The 16,325-nt window shown below is 37.1% G+C and carries 16 protein-coding genes; 13 read left to right on the forward strand and 3 right to left on the reverse strand.

Features of this window, described 5'->3' with window-relative positions:
• Positions 1-204 precede the first annotated feature (204 nt).
• Positions 205-1,155 (forward strand): DUF2268 domain-containing putative Zn-dependent protease, encoded by a 951-nt coding sequence (locus KVT27_RS06305; protein WP_036125298.1) that lies wholly within the window; start codon positions 205-207, stop codon positions 1,153-1,155.
• Between the two features lie 381 nt (positions 1,156-1,536).
• Here the strand turns inward: KVT27_RS06305 and KVT27_RS06310 are convergent, their stop codons facing one another.
• Positions 1,537-1,857: a YflT domain-containing protein gene (locus KVT27_RS06310; RefSeq protein ID WP_036125300.1), complete on the reverse strand. Its 321-nt coding sequence runs from the start codon at positions 1,855-1,857 to the stop codon at positions 1,537-1,539.
• A gap of 408 nt (positions 1,858-2,265) precedes the next feature.
• Here KVT27_RS06310 and KVT27_RS06315 point away from each other — a divergent pair, with 408 nt between their 5' ends.
• The 5 genes from KVT27_RS06315 (at position 2,266) to KVT27_RS27315 (ending at position 6,037) form a co-directional block, all read left to right on the forward strand.
• Positions 2,266-2,799 carry a hypothetical protein gene (locus tag KVT27_RS06315; protein ID WP_036125302.1) on the forward strand — a complete coding sequence of 178 codons (534 nt, stop codon included), beginning with the start codon at positions 2,266-2,268 and terminating at the stop codon, positions 2,797-2,799.
• 16 nt (positions 2,800-2,815) lie between these two features.
• Entirely contained in the window at positions 2,816-3,331 is a 516-nt protein-coding gene (locus KVT27_RS06320; protein WP_042737466.1) for a GNAT family N-acetyltransferase, read from the forward strand.
• A gap of 252 nt (positions 3,332-3,583) precedes the next feature.
• Positions 3,584-4,519, forward strand: coding sequence for an oxygen-dependent tRNA uridine(34) hydroxylase TrhO (trhO, locus tag KVT27_RS06325; protein WP_217580950.1), 936 nt, complete (start codon positions 3,584-3,586; stop codon positions 4,517-4,519).
• A gap of 291 nt (positions 4,520-4,810) precedes the next feature.
• On the forward strand, positions 4,811-5,704 hold the full coding sequence (locus tag KVT27_RS06330) for an SDR family oxidoreductase (protein ID WP_217580951.1): 894 nt from the start codon (positions 4,811-4,813) through the stop codon (positions 5,702-5,704).
• A gap of 108 nt (positions 5,705-5,812) precedes the next feature.
• Positions 5,813-6,037: a YxiJ family protein gene (locus KVT27_RS27315; protein ID WP_217580952.1), complete on the forward strand. Its 225-nt coding sequence runs from the start codon at positions 5,813-5,815 to the stop codon at positions 6,035-6,037.
• A gap of 256 nt (positions 6,038-6,293) precedes the next feature.
• Here KVT27_RS27315 and KVT27_RS06340 read toward each other — a convergent pair whose 3' ends face one another.
• Positions 6,294-6,689 (reverse strand): hypothetical protein, encoded by a 396-nt coding sequence (locus tag KVT27_RS06340; RefSeq protein WP_036125308.1) that lies wholly within the window; start codon positions 6,687-6,689, stop codon positions 6,294-6,296.
• 190 nt (positions 6,690-6,879) lie between these two features.
• Here KVT27_RS06340 and nagZ point away from each other — a divergent pair, with 190 nt between their 5' ends.
• The 5 genes from nagZ to KVT27_RS06365 all read left to right on the forward strand — a co-directional run bounded on the left by nagZ (position 6,880) and on the right by KVT27_RS06365 (position 12,775).
• On the forward strand, positions 6,880-8,580 hold the full coding sequence (nagZ, locus tag KVT27_RS06345; RefSeq protein WP_217580953.1) for a beta-N-acetylhexosaminidase: 1,701 nt from the start codon (positions 6,880-6,882) through the stop codon (positions 8,578-8,580).
• A 66-nt stretch (positions 8,581-8,646) separates the two neighbouring features.
• Positions 8,647-10,083 (forward strand): AcpB/EbpR/MafR family transcriptional regulator, encoded by a 1,437-nt coding sequence (locus KVT27_RS06350; protein ID WP_254636058.1) that lies wholly within the window; start codon positions 8,647-8,649, stop codon positions 10,081-10,083.
• A 202-nt stretch (positions 10,084-10,285) separates the two neighbouring features.
• The gene (gene deoD / locus KVT27_RS06355) at positions 10,286-10,993 is read left to right on the forward strand and encodes a purine-nucleoside phosphorylase (protein ID WP_217580954.1); all 708 of its coding nucleotides are present in this window, start codon (positions 10,286-10,288) and stop codon (positions 10,991-10,993) included.
• 201 nt (positions 10,994-11,194) lie between these two features.
• On the forward strand, positions 11,195-12,376 hold the full coding sequence (locus KVT27_RS06360; protein ID WP_036125312.1) for a NupC/NupG family nucleoside CNT transporter: 1,182 nt from the start codon (positions 11,195-11,197) through the stop codon (positions 12,374-12,376).
• Positions 12,377-12,589: 213 nt separating this feature from the next.
• A complete protein-coding gene (locus tag KVT27_RS06365) occupies positions 12,590-12,775 on the forward strand; it encodes a hypothetical protein (protein ID WP_036125314.1) in 186 nt (61 codons plus the stop codon).
• A gap of 65 nt (positions 12,776-12,840) precedes the next feature.
• Here the strand turns inward: KVT27_RS06365 and KVT27_RS06370 are convergent, their stop codons facing one another.
• Positions 12,841-15,027, reverse strand: a complete 2,187-nt coding sequence (locus tag KVT27_RS06370; RefSeq protein ID WP_217580955.1) for a DNA topoisomerase III — start codon at positions 15,025-15,027, stop codon at positions 12,841-12,843.
• Positions 15,028-15,312: 285 nt separating this feature from the next.
• Between KVT27_RS06370 and KVT27_RS06375 the strand changes: the two genes are divergently transcribed.
• Positions 15,313-15,792 carry an RNA polymerase sigma factor gene (locus KVT27_RS06375; RefSeq protein ID WP_036125318.1) on the forward strand — a complete coding sequence of 160 codons (480 nt, stop codon included), beginning with the start codon at positions 15,313-15,315 and terminating at the stop codon, positions 15,790-15,792.
• Complete coding sequence (locus KVT27_RS06380; protein WP_200886583.1) at positions 15,792-16,310, forward strand: hypothetical protein; 519 nt, start codon at positions 15,792-15,794, stop codon at positions 16,308-16,310. The genes KVT27_RS06375 and KVT27_RS06380 overlap by 1 nt, the downstream gene beginning before the upstream one ends.
• The last annotated feature ends 15 nt before the right edge of the window (positions 16,311-16,325 follow it).

The raw sequence follows: 16,325 nt of genomic DNA on the forward strand, positions 1-16,325 counted from the left end.
ATATCAAGAGAGGTGAATGGTTTGGGTTGATTAAAAGAAAAAAAAGGATTTTATATTAATCTTGATGTGAATTTGTGAACAGTGTACCTAAGTTAACTAGGCAGGTTGGTTCAATAAAAAATTTCAGAGAAATAGATGAATTAATACTAAAATACGGTAAAATAACTAGTTGAATAGTTTGTTTTTTACATAGGAGGATTTTATTTGAAAAAATATCAAAAAACGATTATCATATTTCTTCTAATAATTACGTTGCTAACACTTACTTCTTGTACACAAGCTGAAGAATCGAAAGCAAAGCATGATATTGAAAGTATCGTTTTATCATTCGAACACCCACAAACAGGTCAAAAATTTAAAATAGTCAATGCCTATAAACTTTATCAAAACTTTGCAGATAAAGTTGAAATTAATCCAGAACAATCACAATTGGAAATTTATAATGAAGAGGTAATTAAACCAATATATAGTGTTTGTTTTGAGAATGGTGAATATCCTAATATGGCAGATGAAGTTCTAAATGTAGCTCCCGACCTTTTAACAGAAAATCAACTAATAAGTGAAAAAATTGATAGGGAAGAAACTGAAAATATTATTAAAGAAGCTCTTTTAAAATCTTCTGACCTTCTTCCATCTGGAAAGGAAACAACTGCATGTGTTTTTCCTGCTACAAATACAAATATACTTATGACTACAGTGGGGGCAGGAAAAATAATAGTACTTTACAACAAATATTATAACGAAGATGTTTTAAGGTCTAGCATGGCTCACGAATATCATCATAGTGTTTGGACAGAGAAGTACTTGCGTAATGCTCCACCTTTTACTGTTTTGGATAGCCTAATATTTGAAGGAAAGGCGTTTATGTTTGAAAAGTCAGTTTATCCTGATATTTATATTTATCCAATTTATTCAACATTCAACAAATATTATTGGTCAAAAATTGTATTAGATCTCGAAAAGCATGATCTTAATCGATCTTCCGAAATTATTCTGGGAGGTAATGGCCTTCCTAATCGTTATGGTTACAGTGAGGGCTATAAAATGGTAAAATCCTATCTTGATTTGCACCCAAATGTAACCCCAGAGGAATGGACTGCGCTAAGTGCAAAAGAAATTTTTGAAAAAGGAAACTATCTTGAAAACTATAAATAACAAATCAATTCATGAATTGACATATATTCTAGGGGTAAATATATGTTATTGATTAGTTAAGAATCATTTTGAGTTGCGTATGCAGCTCTTTTTTTCTTATAGAACTAACAGGGTACAGGGTGCTTTAGTTCAATAACGATCTTCAACAATTCGGGTGCATTTATTTAGGAACGCGTTTTTTCCTTTTAAAGGGTCATATTGTTGAAGAAGACTCTTTAATGAAGAAGATGAAAATTTCCTCGAGCAGATCATTGACAATAAAGAAGGATGGTTTTTTTACTGACTTGGTTGAAAGGCTATCTGGAATACAGAGTTCACGGAATACCGAGGAGGACTTGTAAAATGAAAAACAAACCCGGGATGAGATTCCCGGGTTTGCTTTTACTTATTGGCAACTATGACCAATTTACCTGTATCCAGTTCCTTTTCGAATTGAGCAGCTTCTGATTCACTTAATCCGACAGAAGCTAATTTATTGCGGAGTTCATCTCCACGGGAATTCACCAGGTTCTTCATAGAAGTCAGGAACCCTTGCTCGCTAATACCAGCTTCTTCTGTCCCGAGTGCTTCGTTAATATCCTCTTCACGCTCTTCATAGTGCGCAAAGATGTAAATGTTATCTCGAAGGTATCCTTGCGCTTCTAATTTCTCCACTTCTTGTTTCGCCTGTACTACGTTTTCTACTGTCAATTTGACTGTCATTATTTATCCCTCCAATATATATTCACATTCAATCTATTCCACTAAATTGAATGAATAAAACATCTTTTTAGTTTTTAATTATGTAGAGAGGCATTAAAAACTAATGGAATAACAATGAACAACTCGGAAACATTGTAAGTTGTTATTCTATAATTGGGTACTATTCTATTGAGGGATTGTACCTTATTCAAGAATAGGGAGCTTTTCTGCAACAAGAATTGTGCATTTATTTATAAAGGTTCCATATTCTTAAAAAAACGATGAGGCTGGATATGAATGAAACCGTGAACAAACCTTAGCTAACAGCAGCGGAAAAGATTTGAGCATCAATTATAGCTTCCATCCATTTTCCATTATATGTATAATCGAGGTATATTAATTTTTAAAATGATGTGAGGAGGGATACAAATGGGAATTTATCCTGATTGCCCTGTTATTGTTAAATCAATAGAGATTGGCGGACTAACAAAATGGCAGCTTCTTCAAAAGTTACAAGAACATTCAATCTCGATGAATCCGTATGGTGAGCAATTATTATCTGATGATCAATTTATTACTTCTGAAACAAAGTACAGTCTAAATACTGTTGAACTGGCTGTTAGGAATCTTGGTTTTTCTGATGGAGCTACTATGCCTCAGCTTATAAAACAAGCGAATAAACTTGGTTTGGAATTATGTCCACTTGAGGTTGGACCTTACTTAAGACTGGAATATTTAGACCAAGCTGAAGGCGATTCAGGGAATTCTCTACAACAATATCAAGCTCCTTCTGGGTCTATCACAATAGCATCAGAGAGAGTACGTGATGATGATGATTTTCCTAAAGGATTTTATCTTAGAAAAATAGCTGGCGTACTATGGCTACGTGGTTATATTGCTGACGACTTGCATATTTGGAATCCTGATGATCAATTTATCTTTAGGAAAACAGAGAAAATGTAAAGAAGGGGAAATACGAATGATTGAATTACGAAAAATAACCGGGGAAAACATAGAAGAAATCATAGCACTTGAGGTTGAAGAAAGGCAGAAGGACTTTATAGAAACTACGAATCTCAAAAGTTTTGCAGATGCTCATATGTTGAACACAGACGGGATACCAGCGACTCCCGTTGCCATTTATGTCGATGAAGTTGTGGTTGGGTTTATGATGTATATTTATGATACGTTAGATCATGAATCATTTGAAAATGAAGATTTTTACGGAAAGAAGAGCTATTTTATATGGCATATGATGATTGACAAAAGGTATCAGGGGAAAGGATATGGCAAACTTACCTTTGAAAAAATGTTGATGGATATTGAAAAGATGCCATATGGGGAAGCAAAGTATGTAACGCTCTTTTATCATACAAGCAATGCCAAAGCAAAAACATTATATGCTTCCTTTGGCTTTGAAGATACAGGCATCATTCAGGATCATTCAATGTTGGCGATCAAGCATTTAGATAAGCAAATAATCTTAGCTCACTGAAAGTAATGAAGCTTCTCGACCCCTCACCAAATTTAATAGTTATACCCCAATCGGATGCTTTGAAATAAAAAAGCATCTTTCTTTATGCTAGATTGTGCTTTATAAAAGGTTCGCTGACCCATTAACCAATATTTATAACTATTTCAGTCTAATTACCGATAGCATTTTAAGTGATTTTCCTTTATTGTTAATAGGTCGTAAAAGACACTATCAGGAATATCCTGCAAATATTGAAATGATAGGTGGAAAACAATGAATTATCAAGTTTTATTATATTACCATTACACAAAGATTGAAGATCCAGCTGTGTTTTCAGCAACGCACTTAGAAATGTGTAAAGAGATCGGTTTAAAAGGTCGTATTTTAGTAGCCAATGAAGGCATTAACGGTACTGTTTCAGGTACGATTGAGCAAACAGAGCAATACATGGCAAACATGCAAGCTGACCCATTATTTGAAGGCATTGTCTTCAAAATTGATGCGGCAGATGATCATGCCTTCAAAAAAATGCACGTACGCCCTCGACCTGAGTTAGTAAACTTAGGCTTAGAAGAAGACGTAAACCCGCATGAATTAACAGGTCGCTATCTGTCACCAGAACAATTCCTTGCAGAAATGCAGGATGAAAATACAGTAGTATTAGATGTGCGTAACACGTATGAATTCGATGTCGGCCATTTTCGTGGTGCGATTCGACCAGATGTAAAAAACTTCCGGGATACACCGGAATGGGTACGTGCGAACCGCGAGCTATTCGAAGGGAAAAATGTGTTAACATATTGTACGGGTGGCATTCGTTGTGAGAAGTTTTCAGGTTGGATGAAACGTGAAGGCTTTGGTGATGTAGGCCAATTACATGGCGGTGTTGCAACATACGGAAAAGACCCTGTTGCGAAAGGCCAATTATGGGACGGACAAATGTATGTATTTGATGAGCGCTTAACGGTGCCAATCAATCAAGTAGAGCATGTAATTATTGGTCGTGATCATTATGACGGTGAACCTTGTGAACGTTACATTAACTGTGCAAACCCTGAATGCAACAAACAAATTATCGCAACTGAAGAAAATGAAGCCAAGCATCTAGGTGGCTGTACAATTGAATGTACAAAGCATGAGCGCAACCGCTACATCGTGCGTCATAATTTAACAGAAGAACAAGTAGCCCAAACGATTGAGGCGTTATAAGCATAAGTATGAACAGCTAGTTAAACATACAAAACAATATTAAATATCTCATAACCTCTACTATCTATATAGAGGGACTTAAAACACTCTGTGTAAGTGTTCGAACTATCCATTTCAAAATGGGACTAGTTGGCTCGCTTACATGGGGTGTTTTTTCTTTTGTAGGAAAATAGTAAATGACTGTAGCTGTTTAGAGTAAATGATCACAGGGTATTCAAAAAATATAACCGCATTTAATTAGTGCAAGCTCATAAAGTGTTTTTAAATAATAAATATAGGAGATGAATGATAATGGCAAACCCACATCTAACTGACTCACGTAAGAAATATCATACGGAAAAATTCCCAAATCAGGAACAGAACACTCCAGCGCTACAGAATGAAATGAGCCCCAAACCTGACTGTGGAGAAGAATCATATAAAGGATACAATCGTCTGGAAGGGCGCAATGCCTTGATTACCGGAGGCGATTCTGGGATTGGCCGTGCAGCAGCTATTGCCTACGCACGCGAAGGAGCGAATGTGGCCATTCAATTCTTCCCGGGTGAAGAGGAAGATGCCAACGAAGTCAAAGCATTAATTGAAAAAGAAGGTAGAAAAGCACTGCTGCTACCGTATGATTTGCGGGAAGATGGTACTGCGACAGAGATTGTTACAAAAACAGTCGAAGCCTTTGGTGGATTGGACCTGCTAGTATTAAATGCTGCGCAACAAATCGCACAGCCATCTCTAAGGGACTTAACAATCAATCAAGTGCAAGACACTTTCAAAGTAAACATCATCAGCATGTTCGAGACCGTCAAAGCTGCAGAAGAACATCTGGAGCCAGGAAGTGCAATTATTACCACCACATCAGTTCAATCTTTCGATCCATCCTCATCTCTCATGGATTATGCCGCTACAAAAGGTGCGATAAGCAACTTTATGGTATCCCTGTCCTCGTACTTTGCTTCTAAAGGTGTACGTGTCAATGGTGTCGCACCTGGCCCAATTTGGACGCCGCTTCAACTGGATAACGGGAAATTAGAAGGAGAAATACCTGAGTTTGGTCAAAATACTCCTCTCGGCCGTGCGGGACAGCCGGTAGAGCTTGCACCCGTGTATGTTCTTCTGGCCTCGGATGAAGGAAGCTATATCACTGGTCAGATATATGGGGTGACCGGCGGCAAGCCGATAGATTTGTAGGCTTAAGTAGGTGATAAACAGACTCCTTCGAAATCAGTGATGTTAACTACTACTTTAATCGGGCAAGGGATGCAAAATGAACTTTCTAAAGCTAATTAGAGTAGTACCATGAATTTAAACTTCGTCTCTTCCATAAGGCGAAGTTTTTATTTTTTTGAATACTATAATCAATATGAATTTTTGGAAGGCCAAATAGCAAACTATCATCATTTTTTTCAAGAATATAAAACCCATGAACAAACGAGAAAACTGTTATTACAACTGTTGTCAAATAACCACTATCCATTTAAACGACAGAATCTATACACAAAAATAAATTTGAAATCAACTTGAAAATTTTTGTTATAGTTAGCCCATTCCAGTGAGCAATTATGGAATAAACATTAGTTTTTAAACGATTTTATTGTTTTATTCGTTATTGAAGGAAGGGTAGCGGATGAGGTTTGTGAAGTAGTATGGGCATTAGTGAAGCCTGAATAATAAGGAGTAAAACCAGTGATTTGATAAAATTTGGATTATGTTTTCTGATGCAAGATCCACCGATATATGATAAACACCCTCATAGTTGTAACTATGAGGGTGTGGCTAATTATTTGACCAATGTTAGTAAAAACTGGTCTCGATCCGTTTCTTCCTGCATTTTACTATCGACTAACATTGCGCCTGATTGAACTTTTGTCCTGTCATTGTCCACAAGGAATTGCATATTGACCTTTGCAACTTTATTATCAATGGAGCAATCTCCTTCGAACTCGACTACATCTTGTCTTTTTTGTGTTTCAAAATAAACCCAATAGGGATTTTCGCAGGCAGCAGCAAAGCCATTTTCTAAAGTTTTTGTACTATTTTCATAAGAATAGTTTTTTACATATGTAATATATTCATTGTCAGTAATATCCTTTTGTGGACCATAGAAGTACCAAAACACCCCTAAAATACCGATGGGTACAATCCACAATATATTCCTTTTACTTAATTTCCCCATACCTTGCTTCCCCCTTTATGAGAATATTTTAACATCTTACTCCGCATTTTTGCTAGCTTACGATAATATTTTCTAAAGAGAGAGTTGTTTCTGTTGATTTCACATATTTTGAATTCATTCGTTAGATATGATAACGTTAGCTGGTAGAATGATATGCTACTACTAATGGTTGGATTGAGGAGGTTTTTTCATGCATAAAAGAAGACGTGGCTTTCTCGTATTTCTTGTGCTGATTTTATTGGGTTTGCTCTTTTTTATCGGTATGAAGATGAGACCAGCCACACAAACGACTAGAAATTCGGAGACACCCCCAGTCCAAGAGCATAGTGATACTGCTACTGGAGGCGGCGATACCGAAAATCTTGACGTAGTCATTCAGGAAATTGTCAACCTAGCGGGAGAAGGGAAAGTACCTGATGTGCCATTTACCGCAGGGGAATCAGATAGCCGTACGGTTCATCAGCAATGGGGGGATCCTCAGCAAGTAATGGAGACCACTAATGCACAATACGAAGATTTTCTTCAACAAGAGATAACGATTGGCTTTCAACGTACAAAAGCTTTCGATATCCGTTCGTTTAAAGCAAATATAAGGAATATTCATTTAGCAGATATTAAAAATAAGTTGGGCGAGCCTGATGAGGTCCGCTATTATCAGGATACAAAGACCGATCAAATTATTTTGGTGTATCAAGTGAACGCCAACTATCAACTAAAGTGGATTTTGCCAAAGCCGACTGACAATGATGTCAATCCTACTGTTCATCACATCTCGGTCTATACAGAAATAACGGATGAGATAGCAGAGACGATCAACCAGATGACATTGGATGAAAAGCTTGGTCAAATGATGTTTGCGGGTGTTTCAGGCACATCCCTTCAGCAGGAAACTAAAAGTTTGATTCGTGATTACAAGGTTGGAGGATTGATTCTTTATGCCAATAATCTTGAAACACCACAGCAAACGGTCTCACTGATGAATGATTTGATGACAGCGAATGGGACTAATCGACTGCCACTATTCTTGGGAACTGACCAAGAAGGGGGAAAAGTAGTCAGATTACCAGGACCTTTAAAAAATTTCCCGACGAACCAAAAGATTGGGCAAATCAATCAACCACAATTCTCCTATGAGATTGGTCAATTGTTAGGGGAACAATTAAAGGCATTTGGCTTCAACCTAGACTTTGCCCCTGTCATGGATGTGAACAGCAATCCGAATAATCCAATTATTGGGGATCGTTCGTTTTCTAATAGGCCTGATATCGTTAGTCAATTAGGAATTCAGACCATGCAAGGTTTAGAAAGTCAGCAGGTGATTCCGGTCATCAAGCATTTCCCTGGTCATGGTGATACATCAGTAGATTCTCACTTAGAGCTTCCTAAAGTGTCGAAAAGTCTAGACGATTTAAATAAGCTGGAGCTTATTCCATTTAAAGCGGCCATTGATAAGGGTGTTGATGTGGTGATGGTCGGCCATATTTTATTACCTAAAATCGATCAACAATACCCTTCATCGATGTCGAAGGAAATTATTACTGGGCTATTAAGAAATCAGCTTGGCTTTGATCGGGTTGTCATGACCGATGATATGACGATGAAAGCCATTACGAATCATGTTAGTATCGGGCAAGCTGCTGTAGATTCTGTGAAGGCGGGAAATGATATTATTTTAATTGCCCATGAATTCGCCAATGTCACAACGGCCATAGATGCATTGAAGGTAGCTGTAAAGAACGGAGAAATCTCAGAGCAGCAAATTAATGACAGTGTCCGTCGAATCATTCAGCTGAAAGAAAAATATCGGCTTGTCAATCAGCCGGTATCAGCAGTGGATCTGAACAAGCTCAATGCTCGTATGGATCAAGTATTAAATACGTATATGAAATAAGAGAGAAAGGGACATACATATCGATATGTATGTTCTTTTTTGTGAATAATAGAGAAGGGTGAAGGCATGGATAAGGAATTCAAATTAGCTAGCCAATTACTAACTTTACTAGATGCTGAGCAAAGATGGTTTACCTTAGCAGAGGTTGAACAAAGTCTACATATTTCTGATAAAACGATACGCAAGTTAGTGGAGGAGATTAGTACGCAATTGCCATCAGCGATGACCATTGAAGTGTCTAGAGGCAAGGGCATTTTTCTACAACGTGATGGGCGCAGTACTACAGTTAGTGAAGCGATTGCCAGCATGTTCAGGCAAACGACCTTTTATCGACTCATGGATGTATTGTTTACAAATGAAGAGCAGTGCTCAATGGAGGAACTTGCAGAAGCCATGTTTATGAGCACCTCATCTTTGAAGAAATTGATTATGCAATTAAATAATGATGATTTGAAGCCATATCAATTACGAATTTCATACTCGACGCCAGCAGTAAAGGGAAATGAATTGAATATCCGCTATTTTTATTGGAAATTTTATGGGGATGCTTACGAGTTTACGGGGTGGCCATTTACGAATAGTGACTTTGAGGATATTCAACAATTAATCACAACTATAGAGAATGAAAAAAATATTGTTTATTTCATCAATTCCAAAAGGAAATTATCCTTTTTAGTAGCAATTGTTTTGGAACGACTAAAAAAAGAGAACTACGTAAAAATGAATGACGGTCATTACCTGTGGGAGAAAGGTATTTTCTATGGGCCCGTAAAAAAACTTGCGAAGACACTAGAAGAAAGATTTTCAATGGAATTGCCAAATAATGAATTGTTTTTCCTGCAAGCGCTATTTAGTCTAAGCCAATATCATTATTATGAAGGGTCAGAGATGACACCACAGAAAGAAATCGAATTATACAAGAATAGAGAAGAAGACCAAATGGGCCAGCGGCTATTAGCTTTATTGGCAGAGGCTTACCCGAATTTAGAAAAGAATGAGCGGTTTATTATAGAAGTATATGAGTTCCTTGACAAGCTTTTAATTGATAATGCCATTCCTGAATGGATGATGATTTCAAAAAGTAATTTAACCGCGTATGTTCAAGATGAGTGTCAGCAAATTTATCAAGATATGGAGACGTGTCTGCACAAATGGCAATTAACCTATCCTTCTGTTCGATATAATGATTATCATCTAACAAAATTAACATTACTTGTTCGTTCTGGCCTTAATTATAAAAGTAAAAGTGCTTTTTTGGTCATTGGTGAAGAGTTTTCAATCCGCCATTATATAGCGAATCTAATAAAAAATGAAATAGGGGATCAACTGATTATTAATACGTCCATTTTGAAAGGACTTACTGACGAGATGGTCCAGCAGCAACGTATTGATTTTGTTATTAGTAATTTCCCTGTTGACCTAAAGACTGTGCCAGTTGTCATTATTTCAACGATTCCTTCCAAAAGAGATTTAGATAATATACGGAAAGAATTACTTCAGTAGTTTGGTCAAATATTTTCCGTACACAACGTAATAATCTGGTCTAGTTGGTCATCGTAAAAAAATCTTATACTCATAGTAGTTTCTGGACGGAATCCTTTTAAGAGGAGTCGGTTTGGAAATGGCTATGGGTATTTTTTTGGTGGTAAATGAAAACGGTTACCTAATGGATTGTAGATAAATTTTATGACTTGGAGGAATAGAGATGAGTAGGCATTTAAGTGCAAAAAAAGGAGACATAGCTGAAAGGGTATTACTTCCTGGCGATCCTTTACGTGCAAGGTTTGTAGCGGAACATTTTTTAGAAAATGCATTTTGCTATAACGAAGTAAGAGGGATGTACGGCTACACGGGGATGTACAAAGGTGTACCGATTTCTGTTCAAGGGACAGGGATGGGCAATCCATCGATGAGTATTTATGGTACTGAACTGGTAAACGATTATGGCGTGAAGCAAATGATTCGTATCGGCACATGTGGTGCGATGCAAAAGGAAATTAATATCCGTGATATCATCCTCGCCCAAGCAGTATCCTCAGACAGTAATTTGACGGAGAAAATTTTCTTAGGCAATAATTATGCGCCTACAGCAGATTTTTCTTTATTAATGAAGGCATATCAGCAGGCACAAGGTAAAAAAGGAAATGTCTTTGTAGGCAATATATATAACTCGGATGAATTTTATCGTGAAACATTAGACAGGCTTCACAAGTTTATGGAATTCGGTGTGTTAGGGGTAGAAATGGAAAGCACAGCGCTCTATACGCTAGCGGCTAAATATGGGGTAAAGGCATTATCCATTTTGACGGTAGGTAGTCAATTACTAACAAATGAATGCTTAACACATGAGGAAAGTGAAAAGTCCTTTTATGAAATGGTGGACGTTGCTTTGACTACCATTATCGATGAATAGTGTCGTGTAAATGGGTAGAAGAACAGCAATAAAAGTGATGAATGCCATTTTGTCTGGATAGCAGTGGAGCGTATTGATGATGGTAGCTCCATTGCTATGGCAGATTTAGCTAATTTAACGCCCGAAAAACGTCTAGGCCAGTGGACAAGCTAGGGTTCGTTAAATGTTGATGGTACACATGGAAAGTTCGGAGGGGAATAGATGCATTATTTAATTTCTATAGTAGGTTTACTGTTAGTTCTATTTTTAGCATGGGTTGCGAGTAATAATAAGAAAAAAATTAAGTATCGTCCAATCATTGTGATGATTGTCATCCAGCTTATTCTAGGATTTCTTCTGCTTAAAACAAGTATCGGAGAATTATTAATTAAAGGATTTGCTGATAGTTTTGCAAAATTACTAGAGTATGCAAACGAAGGGACCAATTTTGTATTTGGTGGGATAGCTAATGAAGGAGCGCATACTTTTTTCCTGTATGTGTTAATGCCAATTGTTTTTATGTCCGCAATAATCGGAATTTTGCAACATTATAAAATCCTTCCGTTTATTATCAAGTATATTGGTCTAGTACTAAGTAAAATAAATGGAATGGGGAAACTAGAATCTTATAATGCGGTGGCTGCAGCGATAGTAGGACAAAATGAAGTATTCATTTCGGTGAAAAACCAAATTGGATTTTTACCGAAGCACCGTCTCTATACATTATGTGCTTCTGCGATGTCAACTGTATCGATGTCAATTGTTGGCTCCTATATGACGATGCTAGAGCCCAAGTATGTAGTTGCTGCCTTACTATTAAACTTATTCGGTGGTTTTATTGTGGCTTCTATCATAAACCCGTATGAAGTGAAGGAGGAGGAAGATATAATCGAAGTGCAAGAAGGCGACAAGCAAACATTTTTTGAAATGCTAGGCGAATACATTATGGATGGTTTTAAAGTAGCCATTATAGTTGGCGTTATGTTAGTAGGCTTCGTTGGGTTAATTGCTCTTATTAATGGTCTGTTTAATGGCATATTTGGCATCTCGTTCCAGGGTATCTTAGGGTATGTTTTTGCGCCAATTGCCTTTCTTATGGGTGTCCCTTGGCATGAAGCGGTTAATGCGGGTAGTATTATGGCGACAAAGCTTGTGGCCAATGAATTTGTTGCTATGCTGGACTTCGTTAAAATCCAAGATAGCTTTAGTGAACGTACGGCAGCCATTGTATCTGTATTCCTTATATCCTTTGCAAATTTTGGCTCCATTGGGACTATCGTAGGTGCCGTAAAAGGGCTACATGAAAAGCAAGGCAATGTGGTTGCGCGCTTTGGATTAAAATTACTCTATGGCGCTTCACTAGTCAGTGTTTTATCGGCAATCATTATCGGTATTGTATTTTGATCGCCAAACTATAAAAATAATGAAGGCTTTAAGACGAGACACACCTTGATAGTTTACCTATTAAGGTGTTTTTATGTTGGCCGTGTACGATTGAACATAGAAGTGTTTAATACTTAATGAATATGTAAGGAATGAGTAAGAAAAAAGTGATGATTGACAGCTACAATGAAAATAGATTGAAAGATTGGTAAGAAGATAAGGAGGCTAGAGGAAATGGGCATGATGATAGGGATTATGACAGGTGCAATAATAGGGGTTGTTTTATTATTGATCAGCTTCATATTATTTTGGATAGGGAAGAGAAAGCAAGAAGAAAACCGATATGCAATATGGGTGATGGTTGCAGGTTTATTAGCGTTAATTACTTCTGGGAGCAATGCTTTAAACTATTTTTCATGAGGAAGTGGGACAAAAAGGGCGGTATCGATGTATCGCCCTTTGATTTACCACCTAAAATGCTCTAATTATTGAGGGAATTTAAAATGTACCTTATGTTCTTTTTCATCCCAAATAAGATGCGCATTGAAGGTTTTTTGTCCCTTTTTAAACCCTTTGATCATGTCTGTTTCACCAGCGGCAAGTAGCTTTCTTACATTTGTCTGTGAAATGGTTTTACTGAGAATTTTCTTTGAAACTGAAAATTTACAGTTCGCAGTTTTATAGTTTGAACAGCCGTAAAAAGTACCATGATCTATGATAGAGCCATCGCAAAGAATACACTTTCCAACAACGGTTTTTTCTTTTTTATATTTCTTTTGATAAGGGTTATTGGCACTGATTTTGTCGACTTCCTTTTGATCGAATGCCCATACTTTTTCACGTTCATGCGCATCTGTAATCAATTTATAGGTGAGCTTTTTTACTTGCTCCATAAATGCTTGAGGAGAAGCATGTCCTTCACCAATTTCAGATAGTCGCTGCTCCCATTTTGCGGTCATCGAGGGTGATGTCAGTAGGCTGTTTTCACCTAGTGCTTCAATTAATAACATACCTTTAGATGTAGCAAATACTTGGTTTTTCTTTATTTCAATATAGTTTCTATCTTTGAGTGTACCAATAATGCCGGCTCGTGTTGCTTCAGTTCCTAATCCTTCCGTTTTAGATAAAACCTTTTCTAACTCAGCATCATCTAGATGTTTACCGGCTGTTTTCATTACTGTAATTAAATGACCTTCTGTATATCTATTAGGTGGCTGTGTTGCCCCTTTTTTAACGGTAGCTTGAGCCACAGTCCCGAGCTCATTTTCATGAAGAAGCGGAAGCATTTCTTCTTCTTCTTCTTCTTCTTGAGATGCATTTTCTTTAGATAGATAAATGACTTTACGCCAACCCTCCTCGATTTGCTCCTTCCCCTTCGAAATGAACTCAGCTCGTTTATCGACAAGCGAATGAATCGTTGTGTACGCAAAAATGGCGTGGTTATAATGTGCTGCAATGACTTGTCTAGCTACTAAATCGTAAATCTTCTCTTCTTCCATGCTTAGCTTAGCAAGGTTAGGTATTTGATCTGTCACAATGATCGCATGGTGGTCCGTTACCTTCTTCTCATTGACGTATCTTTTGTTATTCATAATTGAATTTGTTGGGGGAGGAAGAAGGTTTTTATATTTATCTATTTTGCTCAAATTGTTTAATATAGTTGGTAGTGTTTTGGCTTCTTCACTTGTTAAAAACTGCGAATCTGATCTTGGGTATGAAACTAAACCTTTTACATAAAGCTTTTGTAAAATATCAAGAGTTTTTTGTGGCGAAAACTTATAAGATTTATTTGCTGTAGCCTGTAATGCCGACAAATTAAATAACAGAGGTGGTGCGTATTCCTTCGTCTCTTTATTTATTTTCGTTATTTCTACATTTTTATGTAGACAGAAATTAGCAATGGCTATCGCTTGCTTTTCCTCCGATACTCTTGACATATTATTTTTATGCCATTTTGCTTTTAGCATTCTACCCGCGAAATGAAAGACTGCTTCGACTTCCCAAAAAGGTTCTGATTTAAAATTCGCGATTTCATGTTCCCTATGAACAATTAACGCAAGGGTTGGGGTCTGTACTCTGCCAATGGAAAAGACATCTTTGACACCGTTTTTCTTAAGTAGGACCGTATATAACCTCGACGTATTCATGCCGATTAACCAATCTGCACAGGAACGACTTAATGCTTCGTAATAAATATCCTTCGTTTTCGCTTCGGGTAGTAAATTGGAGAAGCCATTTTTGACCGAGTTTTCAGTTAAGGACGATATCCATAATCGTTTCATCGGTTTGTTTACACCACATACCCTTAAAATAGTACGAATGATTAATTCTCCTTCACGCCCTGCGTCTCCACCGATTATAATTTCTTGAATATCTGTTCTTTTAACTAGATTTTTTATGATAGTAAATTGTTTATACTTAGATTTAGAAACTTTATATTCAAATCGATCGGGAATAATGGGTAATGTTTCTAACTTCCACTTTTTCCATGTTGGATCATATTCTTCTGGTGTTTTTAATTCACATAAATGCCCAATTGCCCAAGTAATAATGGCTCCATTGGGAAAATATGAGTTGGCTTTGACTTCAAAATATCCTGTCCTTTTAGTAAAAGAAAAGGGAGCAGCTAACTTGGCAGCCTGATCTGGTTTTTCTGCAATTACTATTTTCATCTATCATTCTCCTGTAACTAATCATTCCAACTCTTGTAAGTTCATTATAAATTAATATTCAGTATAACGGTTATACCAAACATTTTGTCGATCTATTTGATATTTATGATGAAGTCCATCTTGAAATAGGGGTCTGTTATGAAAATATAAGGAGAGGGGATTTATTTTCCTTTCTTTTTTCGTTTTGGACTGTCACCCATAATCCATGCCAGTAAAAAAATGGCCTATTGCACGAATTTTAAAAGATGAATCGTATTATGAAAAGAAGGAGGCTCGATAGGAACTATGAAAAAGTTTGCTGGCTTATGTGTTCAAGAGATTGTTCAAACATATAGTGACACCTTAATTCGTATTGCTGTGCATCAGACAAAAAATATGTCTGAGGCGGAGGATATTGTCCAAGAGGTTTATATGACTCTTATGAAACAGAGAAAGCCCTTCGATCATGAAGATCATTTAAAGGCTTGGCTCATCAAAGTAACTTTTAATAAATGTAAGGATTACTTTAAGTCTGCTCGTATGAAGAAGACGGTACCAATTACCGAAGAAATGTCCTTTATCGCCAAAGAGGAGCAAATGGTGCTTACGGAAATTTTTGAGCTGAATCCAAAAGAGAGAGTCATTGTTTATTTACATTATTATGAAGGCTACACAACTGCAGAAATCGCTAATCTATTAGGAATGAACGTCAACACGATCGGCTCAAAGCTAAGACGGGCACGAATGAAATTGAAAATCATATTAGAAGAAGGGAGTACGGTCTGATGAATGCTTATAAAAACGTGATGAAGCAGATTCATGCTTCCGAAGAATTTAAGATAAAGATGGAAAACGAGATGATGGAATTTCAACAAAAAGAAAAGAGGGTCTTTATGAAAAAAGTACGAATAAGTGTGGGAAGTTTAGTTGCCTGTGCAGTAATAGCGGTGGTCGCTTCTTTAGTCAATGTAAACAATGACACAACAATCGATTTAACAGATAGAATTGTGGTGGATCAATCAGCTCCTGCGGCAAGTGCAGTAGTCAATATCGAAGGAGTGATCACAGAAGTTGGAGAAGATGGACTGAGCTTTACGTTGGATAACGGCATGGAAGTAGTCGTTACCGATGAGACCAAATTGGGGATAGATGGTCCAACCGCCCCCCCTAAGGAAGAACAATTTTTTGAGCCGACATTTAGAGTAGGCAATCTAATAGGCGGTTTCACGGAAGATAAGACTACAGAGCCAGTAACGGCGGCTGTCATTTATACGAACTGGAATTTTGAGAAACCTATCCACTGAGGTACAGCAAAATAA

It is taken from the genome of Lysinibacillus sp. GbtcB16 (assembly GCF_019091145.1).
Lineage (GTDB): Bacteria > Bacillota > Bacilli > Bacillales_A > Planococcaceae > Lysinibacillus > Lysinibacillus fusiformis.